This window comes from Clostridium sp. CAG:221 (genome assembly GCA_000435835.1).
Classification (GTDB): domain Bacteria; phylum Bacillota; class Clostridia; order Clostridiales; family Clostridiaceae; genus Clostridium.
The window spans coordinates 29,052-43,369 of record FR883424.1 but is presented as its reverse complement, the minus strand read 5'-3'; the positions used below and the strand labels follow the sequence as shown (position 1 = coordinate 43,369).

General features: G+C 29.8%; 13 protein-coding genes. 10 read left to right on the top strand and 3 right to left on the bottom strand.

Translation table 11 applies throughout. The features are described 5' to 3' along the window. Positions 1–132: 132 nt before the first annotated feature. The 3 genes from cwlD (at position 133) to Q5O44_RS12675 (ending at position 2,511) form a co-directional block, all read left to right on the top strand. Complete coding sequence (gene cwlD / locus Q5O44_RS12685) at positions 133–831, top strand: N-acetylmuramoyl-L-alanine amidase CwlD (protein ID WP_022168810.1); 699 nt, start codon at positions 133–135, stop codon at positions 829–831. 273 nt (positions 832–1,104) lie between these two features. Next, complete coding sequence (locus Q5O44_RS12680; RefSeq protein WP_022168809.1) at positions 1,105–1,947, top strand: fumarate hydratase; 843 nt, start codon at positions 1,105–1,107, stop codon at positions 1,945–1,947. A gap of 9 nt (positions 1,948–1,956) precedes the next feature. Then, positions 1,957–2,511, top strand: coding sequence for a Fe-S-containing hydro-lyase (locus tag Q5O44_RS12675; RefSeq protein ID WP_022168808.1), 555 nt, complete (start codon positions 1,957–1,959; stop codon positions 2,509–2,511). 177 nt (positions 2,512–2,688) lie between these two features. On the opposite strand, the gene Q5O44_RS12670 is transcribed toward Q5O44_RS12675, so the two are convergent. After that, complete coding sequence (locus tag Q5O44_RS12670; protein ID WP_022168807.1) at positions 2,689–3,546, bottom strand: YitT family protein; 858 nt, start codon at positions 3,544–3,546, stop codon at positions 2,689–2,691. A 306-nt stretch (positions 3,547–3,852) separates the two neighbouring features. Between Q5O44_RS12670 and Q5O44_RS12665 the strand changes: the two genes are divergently transcribed. From Q5O44_RS12665 to iadA, 7 genes are all read left to right on the top strand, one after another. Continuing rightward, positions 3,853–6,072, top strand: coding sequence for a ribonucleoside-diphosphate reductase subunit alpha (locus Q5O44_RS12665; RefSeq protein WP_022168806.1), 2,220 nt, complete (start codon positions 3,853–3,855; stop codon positions 6,070–6,072). Positions 6,073–6,103: 31 nt separating this feature from the next. Beyond that, on the top strand, positions 6,104–7,138 hold the full coding sequence (locus Q5O44_RS12660) for a ribonucleotide-diphosphate reductase subunit beta (protein ID WP_022168805.1): 1,035 nt from the start codon (positions 6,104–6,106) through the stop codon (positions 7,136–7,138). Positions 7,139–7,367: 229 nt separating this feature from the next. Beyond that, complete coding sequence (gene ptsP, locus Q5O44_RS12655) at positions 7,368–8,987, top strand: phosphoenolpyruvate--protein phosphotransferase (protein WP_022168804.1); 1,620 nt, start codon at positions 7,368–7,370, stop codon at positions 8,985–8,987. Positions 8,988–9,131: 144 nt separating this feature from the next. After that, positions 9,132–9,665 carry a chromate transporter gene (locus tag Q5O44_RS12650; RefSeq protein WP_291661702.1) on the top strand — a complete coding sequence of 178 codons (534 nt, stop codon included), beginning with the start codon at positions 9,132–9,134 and terminating at the stop codon, positions 9,663–9,665. Positions 9,666–9,667: 2 nt separating this feature from the next. After that, on the top strand, positions 9,668–10,192 hold the full coding sequence (locus Q5O44_RS12645; protein ID WP_022168802.1) for a chromate transporter: 525 nt from the start codon (positions 9,668–9,670) through the stop codon (positions 10,190–10,192). Positions 10,193–10,235: 43 nt separating this feature from the next. Further along, positions 10,236–11,351 (top strand): tetratricopeptide repeat protein, encoded by a 1,116-nt coding sequence (locus Q5O44_RS12640; protein ID WP_022168801.1) that lies wholly within the window; start codon positions 10,236–10,238, stop codon positions 11,349–11,351. Positions 11,352–11,366: 15 nt separating this feature from the next. Beyond that, on the top strand, positions 11,367–12,536 hold the full coding sequence (iadA, locus tag Q5O44_RS12635) for a beta-aspartyl-peptidase (protein WP_302638048.1): 1,170 nt from the start codon (positions 11,367–11,369) through the stop codon (positions 12,534–12,536). 46 nt (positions 12,537–12,582) lie between these two features. Here the strand turns inward: iadA and Q5O44_RS12630 are convergent, their stop codons facing one another. Then, positions 12,583–13,173, bottom strand: coding sequence for a cell wall hydrolase (locus Q5O44_RS12630; RefSeq protein ID WP_022168799.1), 591 nt, complete (start codon positions 13,171–13,173; stop codon positions 12,583–12,585). A gap of 64 nt (positions 13,174–13,237) precedes the next feature. Continuing rightward, complete coding sequence (locus Q5O44_RS12625; protein ID WP_022168798.1) at positions 13,238–14,239, bottom strand: hypothetical protein; 1,002 nt, start codon at positions 14,237–14,239, stop codon at positions 13,238–13,240. Between the last annotated feature and the right edge of the window lie 79 nt (positions 14,240–14,318).

The window sequence follows — 14,318 nt, the reverse complement described above, 5'->3', positions numbered from 1 at the left end:
GTTGGCTAACAAAAGTTGCTTTCTTCGCTGAAGCGTGGTGTTAGCCACTTTTTTTATTATTACCATTAGAATAATAAAAGAGCTTTTAAACATAATAAAGATAGGAAAGATAAAAGATTGTGGAGGAGCAATATGAAGAAGTTAATAATAGTTTTTATAAGTATGTTTTTAATTCTTTCAGGTAATATAGTGGTAAAGGCTGAAGAATTAAATGAAAAAATAATCTTGATAGACCCAGGTCATGGAGGAATTGATGGAGGGGCAATTTCTAAAAATGGTACTGTGGAAAAAGAAATTAATTTATCTATAGCATTAAAGCTTAGAGATAGTTTAGAAGATAGAGGATATAAAGTCTTTATGACTAGAGATAGTGATATTGGTTTATATGAAAATGGAAAAAGTATAAAGGAAAAAAAGAGAGAAGATTTAAAAAAGAGAGTTTCATTAAAAACTGAAACTAATTGCGATATTTTTATTTCTATCCATGAAAATATGTTTCCTCAAGCAAAATGCTTTGGGGCACAAGTATGGTATGCATCTAACTCTGACAGTGAAAGATTAGCAAATGTGGTACAGGATTCTATAAAGGCAACTGTTAATGATGGTAATAAAAGAGTAGCTAAACCAGCAGGGCAAGCTTATTTAATTTTAAGAGATAAATATGAAGGGGCATCTATATTAGTGGAATGTGGTTTCTTATCAAATAGTGATGAAGAAAGTAAATTGAAAACAGATAATCATCAGCAATTATTAGTAGATGGAATTGTTAAAGGAATTGATCAGTACTTTAGTGATGACAGTTCAACAGAAGAAAGTAATGGAGCAACCTAAGGATAGAGACATTTCCAAGGAAATCTTAGATAATGATTAACTTAAATAATGATGAACTTAAATAATGATGAATTATGAATTACGAATGATGAATTGTGGAATAAACTCATAGAGTTTAGAAAATATATTTCTTAGAAACTCTTCGAGTTTCTACCTTAATTCATAACTCATAATTCATCATTCATCATTAAAAAAGTGTAGCTTTTAAACTACACTTTTTTTATTGAATATATGTAAGAAAGTGTATAAAATTTAAATATAAGGGGGGATTTTATGAAAACTATAAATGTAAATGAAATAATAAAGACAGTTAAGGAGTTATCAATAGAAGCAAATTACTATTTGCCTAATGATGTAAAAGAAGCAATAGAAAAGGCAGAAAAAAATGAAAAATGGCCAATAGCAAATAATATTTTAAATAAGATACTAGAAAATAGTCAGATAGCTTCAGCAGAAAAGATGCCAATATGCCAGGATACAGGAATGGCTTGTGTATTTATTGATATTGGACAAGATGTCCATATAACAGGAGGAAGCTTGGAAGAGGCAATTAATGAAGGTGTAAGACAGGGATATGCAGAAGGGTTTTTAAGAAAATCAGTGGTTAAAGATCCATTACATAGAGTAAATACTAATGATAATACTCCAGCATTAATATATTACAATATGGTGCCAGGAGATAAAGTTAAAATAACCGTAGCACCTAAGGGCTTTGGTTCGGAAAATATGAGTAGGATTGCTATGCTGAAACCATCTGATGGATTAGAAGGTGTAAAGAACTTTGTACTTGAAACAGTAAGAATGGCTGGTCCTAATCCATGTCCACCAATAGTAATAGGTATTGGTATAGGTGGAAGCTTTGATAAAGCAGCATATCTTGCTAAAAAAGCATTAATAAGGCCTGTTAATGAAAATAATACTGATGAGTTTTATGGCAATTTAGAAAAAGAGTTGTTAGAAGAGGTAAATAAAATAGGTATTGGGCCTCAAGGATTTGGAGGAAAGACTACAGCATTAGCTTTAAATATAGAAACATATCCTACTCATATTGCAGGACTTCCAGTTGCAGTAAATATAAATTGTCATGCTACTAGACACAAAGAAAGGGTTTTATAGGTGATATTTATGGAAAAGAGAATATATCTTCCTTTAACTGAAGAACAAACTGTAAATTTAAAGGCTGGAGACAATGTCTTATTAAACGGAATAATTTATACGGCAAGGGATGCAGCTCATGGAAGGCTTGTTAAACTTATAGAGGAAAAAGAAAAGCTACCTATTGAGCTTAAGGATGCAGTGATATATTATGTAGGACCTACACCAGCAAAACCAGGGCAAGTAATTGGTTCGGCAGGTCCAACTACAAGTTATAGAATGGATAAATATGCACCAGTGCTTTTAGACTTAGGGTTAAAAGGAATGATTGGTAAGGGAGCAAGAAGTGAGGAAGTAGTTGAAGGAATTAACAGAAATAAAGCCATTTATTTTGGAGCCATAGGAGGTGCAGGAGCACTTATAAGCAAATGTATAATATCTTCAGAAATTGTGGCCTATGAGGACTTAGGAGCAGAAGCAATAAGAAGAATAGAAGTGAAAGACATGCCACTTACAGTTATTATAGATAGTGAAGGAAATAATCTATATGAAATAGGACAAGCTCAATACTTGAAAAGCATTTAGATAATGATGAACTTAGATAATGATGAATGATGAATTACGAATGATGAATTATGGATGAAACTCGAAGAGTTTCTGAAAAATATATATTTTATAAACTCTGTGAGTTTATTCATTAATTCATCATTCATCACTCATAATTCATAATTAGAAAAACACAGCTGTTAAGCTGTGTTTTTGTTATATTGATTGGAATCCGTTACCTTTTACTTCTGAAACATCAACTATGGTAATGAAAGCATTTGGATCTATATTTAAAATTTTTCTTCTTAAACTGACCATTTGAGAAGTGGTTACAGCTACATATAGAAGTTTTCTCTTATGTCCTGTAAATTCACCTTCAGCCATTAAGGAAGTTATTCCTCTATTCATATCTTTTAATACAAAATCAATAATATCTTTTTCGCGATCAGTCAATACCAGGAATAGCTTTTTGCTATTAAATCCATTAATTACTTTATCAATAACAAATCCTTGAATATACATTGATATTAATGTGTAAAGTGCTTGAGGTAATCCAAAGATCAATGCACCAATAGCAACAATTATTAAATTGAAATAGAAATTAACCGTACCTATTTCAAAATTAGGGTGTTTTTTTCGAATTACCATGGTAATAATATCAGTTCCTCCAGTGGAACCATTTCTTGAAAAAACTAGTCCAGCACCAATACCATTTATCACACCACCATAAATGCAATAAAGAAGTAGATCATCTACACGCACTAATGATGATAGTGGCTTAGTTACAATAAGTGCTGTAGAGAATGAAATCATTCCTATAGCAGTATATATTGTAAAGCGTTTGCTTAAAAATTTATAACTTATAAAGAATAATGGAATGTTTATTAAGAATACAATAAGCCCTGAAGGAATGTTCATAGCATATTCAAAAATAAGTGCGATACCTGTTGCACCACCACTAAGAAGTCTAGCATTAGAAATAAATAAGTTTATTCCCAATGAAGAAATAAATGTTCCACAAATTATAAGTATAATATCTAGAATAACTATCTTGTTTTTTAAAAACATCTTCATAAAAGTTCTCCTTATCAATATCTTTAGATTTTCAATTAATATAATAGATTATATAGTAAAGGACAGGCAATAGGAAGTGGAAAAAATTTTACCAACAGATATTAATTATTAATAAATAAAAACTATTGATTAAAAGAGAATAGAAGAGGAAAAAAAGAAAATTTTTAAAAAATTAGAGTAAAACAATAAAAAAACTATTTTTACAAATTAAAAATGTGAGTTTATAATAAGACAATATATTGTGTGGAATAATGAAAATATGTATATAGAATATACTATATGTAGTAGAAGAGAGGAAATGGCTAAATGAATAAAATATGTAAATTTGCTATAGAAGATATAAAGGATAAAGATGGAATATATAATGAAGAAAAATTAATTAAAAGCTGTAGTAATATAATAAGACCAGGAATGACTGAAGAGGAAATATTATTATCTGTTATGCAATGTGCTTTAGAATTAACAACAGAAAGTGAACCAAAGTGGCAGTATGCAGCTTCAAAGATATATATTTATAAGTTATACAAAGAAGTAAGTAATAATAGAGGATTAAAAGAAGAAAAACCATATAGCAATTTTTATAATTTTATTGAAGAAATGACCGCAAAAAATTTATATGGAAAATATATTTTAGAAAATTATTCACAAGAAGAAGTAGCTGAATTAGAAAAATATATAAAGCCAGAAAGAGATTATCTATTTACTTATAGCGGAATTGATTTACTAGCTAAAAGATATTTAATACATGATTATAATAAGAATACATTAGAGTTGCCACAACAGATGTTTATGGGAATAGCTATGCATTTAGCAATTCCAGAAGAAAAATATAAGAGAATAGAATGGGCTAAGAGATTCTACGATGTTTTAAGTTCATTAAAAGCTACAATGGCAACGCCAACTATGTCTAATGCAAGAAAGCCATTTTATCAATTAAGCTCATGCTTCATTGATACAGTTGATGATAGTTTAAATGGAATATATAAATCTCTAGATAACTTTGCCAATGTCTCTAAATTTGGTGGTGGAATGGGAATATACATAGGAAAGGTTAGAGCCTTAGAATCAAGTATAAGAGGTTTTAAAGGAGCTGCTGGAGGGGTTATTCCATGGATTAAATTATTTAATGATACTGCAATAGCAGTAGATCAGCTTGGAGTTAGAAATGGATCTGTAGCAATATGGCTTGATGCATGGCATAAAGATATTCCAGAGTTTCTTCAAATAAGAACTAATAATGGAGATGATAGAAAGAAAGCTCATGATGTTTTTCCAGGATTATGTTATCCAAATTTATTCTGGAGATTGGCAGAGGAAGATATTAATGCAAATTGGTACATGATGTGTCCTCATGAGATTAAAGTTGTTAAAGGATATTCATTAGAAGATTTCTATGGTGAAGAGTGGGAAGAAAAGTATTATGAATGTGTTAATGACGATAGAATTTCTAAGCGTGTCATGAGTGTTAAAGATATTGTAAGATTAATTATAAAAAGTGCAGCAGAAACAGGCACACCATTTGCATTTTACAGAGATACTGTTAATAAGATGAATCCAAATAAGCATAAGGGAATTATTTATTCTTCTAATCTTTGTACGGAAATAATGCAAAACATGAGTGCAATGGAAATACAACAAAAAGAAGTCTTTGATAAAAATGGGGATAAAATAGTAATTGAAAAAACAAAAGCTGGTGATTTCGTTGTATGTAATCTTTCATCAATAGTATTAGGTAATGTTAATGTAAATGATGAAAAGGAAATTGAATATGTTGTAGAAACACAAATAAGAGCCATGGATAATGTAATTGATTTAAATTACTATGCTATTCCATTTGCTGAAATCACTAATAAGAAATATAGAGCAATAGGCCTTGGAACCAGTGGATATCATCATATGCTTGCTAACAACAAAATTCACTGGGGAGAAGAAAAGCACTTAGAGTTTGCTGATAAAGTATATGAAAATATTAATTATTATGCAATAAAAGCAAGTATGAAGATTGCTAAAGAAAAAGGTTCATATGAATGCTTTGCAGGCTCTGATTGGCAAAATGGAGATTACTTTAAATTAAGAGATTATTCTAGTGAAAGATGGAATGAATTAAAGAAGGAAGTAAATGAAAATGGATTAAGAAATGGATACTTAATAGCAGTAGCACCAAACGGTTCAACAGCTACTATAGCAGGTACATCAGAAGGTGTAGATCCAGTTATGGCAAGATTTTGGCTAGAAGAGAAAAAAGGAAGCATAGTACCAAAGACAGCACCTAATTTAAGCTGGGAAAACTTCTGGTTCTATAATTCAGCATATAATGTAGATCAAAACTTTAGTGTTAAAGTTAATGGAATACGTCAAAGACATATAGATCAAGGACAATCTTTTAATTTATACATTACAACAGATTTTACTATGAGACAAATAATGAATTTATATATAAATGCATGTAAATGTGGAGTGAAATCAATATATTATGTAAGATCAAAATCACTAACAGTGGAAGAGTGTGAAAGTTGCTCAGCATAATAAAAATATAAAATATTTGGGAGTAAATAATATGGATGTAAAAAAGAGAGCTTTATTTAATGAAAATGGGGATGTTGAAGTCAGTAAAAAAAGAATGATTAATGGTAATACTACTAACTTAAATGATTTTAATAATATGAAATATGGATGGGTTTCAGAGTGGTATAGACAAGCGATGAATAATTTTTGGATACCTGAAGAAATTAATTTAGCACAAGATTTAAAAGACTATAACAAGTTAGAAGAGGCAGAAAAAACTGCATATGATAAGATACTGTCATTTTTAATATTCTTAGATTCAATACAGACAGCTAATTTAGGAAATATAAATAATTATATTACAGCTAGTGAAATTAATTTATGTCTTACAATACAGGCTTTCCAAGAAGCTGTACACTCTCAAAGCTATAGCTATATGCTGGATACTATATGTTCTCCAGAAAAGAGAAATGAAATACTATATCAATGGAAAGATGATGAAGTATTATTAGAAAGAAATAAATTTATAGGAGCTCAATATAATAGCTTTTTAGAAGAGCCTACTGTAGAAAATCTAGTGAAGGCAGTTATGGCCAATTACATCCTAGAAGGGATATACTTCTATTCTGGCTTTATGTTCTTCTACAATTTAGAGAGAAACGGAAAGATGCCAGGTTCAGCTCAAGAAATAAGATATATTAATAGAGATGAAAATACTCACCTTTGGTTATTTAGAAGCATAATTAGAGAGCTTATGAAAGAAGAACCGGAAGTATTTACAGAAGAATTAAAAGAAGAGTTAAGACAAATGATGAAAATCGGTGTTGAAAATGAAATTAACTGGGGAAAATATGTAATTGGTGATAAAATTCAAGGGATAAATAGTAATTTAATTGAAAGTTATATAAAATACTTAGGAAATAGAAGACTAAAAGAAATTGGATTTGAAGCTATTTTTGAAGGTTATGATGAAAATCCAGCTAAATGGGTAGATATTTTAGCAGATGCAAATTCAGTAAAAACTGACTTTTTTGAAGCAAAATCTACAGCATATGCAAAGGCTAGTGTATTAATAGATGATCTTTAAGAGTAACGTTTACAGTACTATTATGGGAAAAATAACAAAAAAAGTGTTTTAATTATGTTACTTATTCAAAAAAATATAAGGAATTTTGAGAATATATTAAAAATTCAAGAAATTTTGATAATATTCAGAGAATTTATGTTATAATTAAAAGATAATCATAATATTTTAATTAACTATGGAATTACAATGTTAAACAATTACATTGTTATAATGCAGGGAGGAAATCGCAATGAAAAATGGTATTGCTGCTTCAAAAGGATATGCAATAGGTAAAGTATTTATTCAACAACATGAAGAAATAGTTATAACAGATGAGAAGGTAACAGATGTTGCTGCTGCTAAAGAAGAATTAAACAAAGCTTTAGAAGCTTCAAAAGTTCAATTAGAAGCTATCAAAGCTAAGACTTTAGAAGAAATCGGTGAGCACGAAGCTCAAGTTTTCGCAGCACACTTAGAATTATTAGATGACCCAGGATTTGCTGGAGAAATGGAAAACACTATAGAAAATGAAAGCATAAATCCAATGAAAGCTGTTCAAATGGTAACAGATACTTTCGTTATGATATTTGAATCAATGGAAGATGCATATATGAGAGAAAGAGCAGCTGACGTTAAAGACGTTTCTAAGAGAATAATTTCTAACTTAGCAGGAAAAGGTGGAAGTGATTTCGCTATAACTGAAAAGAACACAGTTGTAGTTGCTCACGATTTAACTCCATCAGATACAGCTCAATTAGATAGATCATTAGTTGTTGGTTTCTTAACTAACATTGGAGGAAGAACTTCTCACTCAGCTATCATGGCTAGAACATTAGAAATACCAGCAGTAGTTGGTTTAGGAGATATAACTACTTCAGTTAAAAATGGAGACTTAGTTATAGTTGATGGTATTAAAGGTATAGCTATAATTAACCCTTCAGAAGAAGTAGTAGCAGAATACAGAGCTAAGCAAGAAGCTTTCAAAGCAGAACAAGAAGAATTAAAGAAACTTATCGAAGTTAAAACAGTTACTAAATCAGGTAAAAGAGTAGAAGTTTGTGGAAACATCGGTAAGCCAGAAGATATAGATCAAGTTTTAGCTAACGGTGGAGATGGTGTAGGTTTATTCAGAACTGAATTCTTATACATGGATAGAGATGCAGCTCCAACTGAAGAAGAACAATTTGAAGCATACAAAACTGTATTAGAAAAAGCTAACGGAAAACAAGTTGTTATAAGAACATTAGATATCGGTGGAGATAAGGTATTACCTTACTTACCATTACCAGAAGAAATGAACCCATTCTTAGGATACAGAGCTATAAGATTATGTTTAGATAGAAAAGACATATTCAAAGTTCAAATAAGAGCTTTACTTAGAGCTTCAGTATACGGTAAATTAGCAGTTATGTTCCCGATGATTTCAGGATTAGAAGAATTCCAAGCTGCAAAAGAATTCGTAGAAGAATGTAGAGCAGAATTACATGCTGAAGGAATAGCTACTTCAGATTCAATTCAATGGGGTATCATGGTTGAAATCCCTGCAGCTGCAGTAATGGCTGATGAATTAGCTAAGTATGTTGATTTCTTCTCAATAGGAACAAACGACTTAATCCAATACACATTAGCTGCTGACAGAATGAGCGAAAAAGTTTCATACCTTTACAATCCAATGCACCCAGCTGTATTAAGATTAATAAAGATGACTATAGATGGAGCTCATAAGAATGGTAAATGGGTTGGAATGTGTGGAGAAATGGCAGGAGATGAAGCTGCTATTCCAACACTTGTTGAATACGGACTAGATGAGTTCTCAATGAGTGCTACTTCAATCTTAAATGCTAAGAAAATAATCTTAGAACAAGAATAATATAAAAAATAAGAGGTAAAGTTATTAAATACTTTACCTCTTATTTTTTATGTAAAAGGTTAGATGGTATTAATTTTTTTATTTTTAATGACATTAGTATTTGCTTTACATTATTTAGGTATAATAATCTTGGGTGGTGATTTTATGAAAATTATTTTTGATATTTTTCTATCTATATTTAAGATTGGAGCATTTACTTTTGGTGGTGGATATGCAATGATTCCATTAATTGAACAGGAAGTAGTTAGCAATAAGAAATGGCTTAATAAAGATGAGTTTATGGATGTGTTGGTAGTGGCTCAAAGTCTTCCCGGTGCAATGGCCATTAATACATCCATTTTTTTAGGGTATAGGATAGCTGGAATTTTAGGCGCCATATCAGCCTTAATTGCAGTAATATTACCATCTTTCGTGATAATTATTTTAATAGCTGCCTTTTTCATGCAATTTAGAAATAATTACTATGTTAATGCTGCTTTTATGGGAATAACAGCAGCAGTACCAATGCTTGTATTAGTAGGGGCTATAAGTTTAGGAAAAGGAATACCCAAAAATCTAAGAAGCCTTATAACAATAGTTATTTCACTAATTGCATTAATATTTTTTGATATAAATCCTGTGGTGGTAATAATAGTGTCAGGGCTTTATGGAGCAATATTTTTAAGAGGGAAGGTATAGCTATGAAATTATTAATAAAATTATATTTAGCCTTTTTAAAGATAGGAACTTTTAGTTTTGGCGGCGGATATGCAATGCTTCCTTTTATTCAAAAGGAGATTGTGGAGAAAAATAATTGGATAAGCAGTACCGAATTTACCGATATAATTGGTATTTCACAAATGACGCCAGGGCCAGTGGCAATTAATTCGGCAACTTTTGTTGGATATAAGATTAATGGAGTGATAGGTAGTATAGTTGCTACTTTAGGGGTAATAACTACTTCATTTATTTTAGTGATAATCATAAATAGGGTCTTGGATAAATTTAAGGAATCTAAAATAGTTAAATCAGCACTATTAGGAATGAGGCCAGCACTTATAGCACTGATAATATATGCTTTTTGGGATTTGGCAGTAGATGCTTATAAGGATTGGAAGAGTATTGTTATTACTTTAATAATTGCAGTGGTACTTTGGTCAAAAAAAGTACATCCTATATTGGTGATTGTAATTGCTGCAATACTTGGTTTAGTATTGTATATATAATAACGATAGTATATATAGTAAATTTTAATTAATGGAGACAATGATGGGAAATAGACTTAATAAAATATATGAAAAGGCCATGGATAATTACCATGGAGGCTATATTGAGAAAGCATTGGAACAATGTGAAAAAGGCATATCTTTAAATTTAAAAGATGTGAGATTATTAAATTTAAAGGGAATGCTATTATATATAAAAGGAGATTTAAAGGGAGCAATAGCTGTATGGCAGATAAATAGCCATTATAATAATGATGAAATATCAAAAATTTATCTTAATGATGCAAAAAAAGATGAGGAAAACCTTAAGTTATATTCTTTAGCAGAAAGTGACATTAGAGAATTTAAAATAGATGATGCCTTAGAAAAGTTAGAAAAATGCAGGGTCAGTGACTTTAATAGCATAAATGTTAATAATTCTTTAGCAATATGCTACTTAAGAAAAGGCAACTATTTAAGAGCCATGGAATTCAATGAAAAGGCACTGAATATCAATAAAGAAGGAAAGACAGCTCTTGAAATAAAGAATCAAATCAATGGATATTTACAAGATCCAAGAGATGAATTCAAAAGTTCAATGAAGAAGATGGGTATGATAATCTTACTAATATTAATAAGTGCTACAGCCATATTTAATGTAATAAATATAGGCAATAAAGATAATAAAGATATTTTATCTAATAAAAATGATGGTCTAGTGGTAAATGAAGAAATAATGATAAATGAAGAGGCTAATGATGTCACTATATTAGAAGATGTAGAAAAGGAGCAAATTAATAAGCTTTATTCAGAAGAAGAAATTGAAAAAGCATATGAACAGGCAATTGATTTATTTGATGGAGAAAAATATGATGATGCAATAGAAGTATTAAAAAGTGCTTATAATAGTGATTTAGATACATATTATCATAAGCATATATTATTCTTACTAGCATCATGTTATTACGAAAAGAATCAGTTTAAAGAAGCTATAGGATATTATGAAGAATATATTGCTAAATATGATGAAACATATATTGAGGAAATATATTACAAATTAGCCTTAGCATATGAAGATACAGATTTAAATAAGAGTAAAGAATACGCAGAACATATAAAGAAGGAGTTTAGTAATTCCATATATAATAACAGCAAGATCTCTCAAATAATCTCTAAATAAAGGAGGCGAATAACTATAATTACTATAATTGAGGATATTAAAGTTTATCATCCCAAATATTTAGGTATAAAAACAATAGTTTTAGCAGGAGAGAAAATAGAAGGAATATATGACAAAGTAAAAGTACCAGAAGATTTTCTTACAATTAGAAGGATAAATGGACGTGGAAAGGCATGCCTTCCTGGATTTATAGATTCACATGTTCATATTATTGGTGGAGGTGGCGAAGGTGGATTTGGCACCCGTACTCCAGAGATAAATGTAAAAACTCTCATAGAAAGTGGAATAACTTCAGTGGTAGGATGTTTAGGTACTGACTCTGTATGTAGAAATATGGAAACACTTTTAGCAAAAGCAAATGCATTAGAAGAAGAGGGAATAACAGCATATTGTTATACAGGGTCATATGATATACCTGTAAAGACCTTAACAGGCAGCATAAAGAAAGATGTAATATTGATAGAAAAGATAATAGGAGTAGGAGAAATTGCTTTATCAGATCATAGAAGCACACAGCCTACTTATGATGAATTTATTAGAGCTGTATCAGAAACAAGGGTAGGTGGATTATTATCAGGAAAAGCTGGGATTGTAAATATCCATTTAGGTGATGGCAAGAAAAAATTAGATTATCTTTTTAAAATGATAGAGGAAACAGAAATACCCACAACACAATTATTACCAACCCATCTTAACAGAAGTAAACAGTTATTAAATGAAGGCTTAAGATATGCCAAGAAGAATGGGTATATAGACTTAACCACAAGTTCAGACCCAAAGCATTTAGAGCCTGAAGAAATGAGAGCATCAGAAGCATTGGCATATTTATTAAGTAAAGGAGTTAATATAGAAAATATAACATTTTCTTCTGATGGCAATGGAAGTATGCCTGTTTTTGATAAAGGTAAATTATTAGGATTAGGAATATGCAATGTATCAAGTTTATATGGAGAAGTTAAGGAAGCTGTGAAACAATATAATATTCCAATGGAAACGGCTATTAAAGTAATAACTTCAAATGTGGCAGAGTTATTAAAATTAAGGAGTAAAGGCTTTATTGAAGCAGGCAAAGATGCAGATTTAGTTATTATAGATGATAAAGATTTAAAGATAGATAGTGTAATAGCCAAAGGAAAAATAGTTGTGGAAAATGGTAAGGCTATTACAGATAATATTTTTTATTAATAAAAAATAAGAGGTTATATCTAAGTAAGATATAGCCTCTTATTTCTTAATAAGCCAAAGAGAAAAATAAATGCTGACCTATCAAAGTAGTATCAGATTTTTCTACACTTTTCATCCAGCTGCAGGTTGCGGTTTCAGGGTTATAAAAAAATAACGCATCGCCAGTTGGATCATAGCCTTTGATGGCATCATAAACAGCATCAAAACACTCTGATGATGGCTCAACGGTAATCTTTCCATCCACTACGCAAGAAAAAGCATAGGGTTGGAATATTACTTCCTGAACCGTATCAGGAAATTGTGGACTTAACACACGGTTTAAGATTACAGATGCTACGGCTACCTTTCCTTCAAATGGCTCGCCTTTACTTTCAGCATATACAACTTGAGACATAATATATATGTCATTTTCTGTTAAATAAATTGAACTATTATTATCTGAAAAAACTTCTACATAATCATTATCAGATAAATCTATACAGCTCTCATTAGAGCAATTTAAGCTTTCAACATTTTCATCATACTTTAAATTTTTTAATAAATTAATATTATCTGCTAGTTCATAACCTTTGCAGCTAATATTCGCTGAAAGAGAAAGGGTTAAAATAAAAATAATTAAAAAATTAACCAATTTCATAAAAAACCTCCTTTTGGTTACAACCCAATCAGAATATAGTGTAACCATAAGGAGAAAAATAATACTAAGAATTTTCTAATAAGCTTAAAAATTCATGGATATTGTCTAAAACATTATTATACTTTTCATAAGCAGTATCATAATTTTTATCAATTACGTTTTTATTTTTTTCATATCCAGAAGAAGAGCGTTCATAGATTATTGCAGTACGGATTGAATTTAAATAAGATGAATACAAAGAAAATATATCATTTAAATTATTATAATAATTTAAATAACCTTCCGGAATAGAGAGTGTGCTTAAATCTTTCTTTAAAGAGTTAAAGGAATCTTCTTTATCATTTAAATCATTAAGAATGGAATCAAAGCTTCTATTTTCTTCACGAATACGCTCAACTGCTGGTTTAAGGTCTTCTAAAAGATTGGAAAAGTTATTAGAGATAGTTGAAAGCTTAGTAATAAATTCTGCAACTTGTGCATTTTTAAGTTCACTTTGAATCTTACTTTGATTTAATTTAGAATAATGAGAAACAAATGCGTATAAAAAGTTTTCTAAAGAACTACTATAATTAAGTGAAATGCCTTCATCAGACAGCTTGGAATAAGAAGCAATACAGTTATTTTTTAAGGCATCTAAATTAGCTGTAAGTTCATCTAATGAATAGTCTTCATATGTAGAAATGTAGTTAAGGCAATATGTGTATAAATCATAAGTATTATCCAATGCTTTTAGTAGATTAATAGCTATTTGGCTATTGTTATTAGATGTTAAATTAGCTAAAGATGTTTTGCAATTATCTAGATCAGAAAGGCCATTTTTTAATAAAGATGAAGCTGCATCGATATTTAGTGAAGTATCTGCAATACAATTATTAAGTGAAGAATTAATTGAATTAATATTATTAGCTATAAGAGCATAAGTTGAAAGATTACTAGAGGCAGTGGTGCTTTTTATATTAGAGCTAATATTTAAAAGAATAACACAGGTTGAGGTAATGATAATAGATATTGTAAGACAAATTATGAAGTTAAAATTCTTTTTAAAATACTCTTTATTGATATTCATTAAAAATCACATCCTTGAAAAATTGTCTTTACATAAATTTATTAAGATAAACTTAAAAATATTATAGATATTGTTAAAA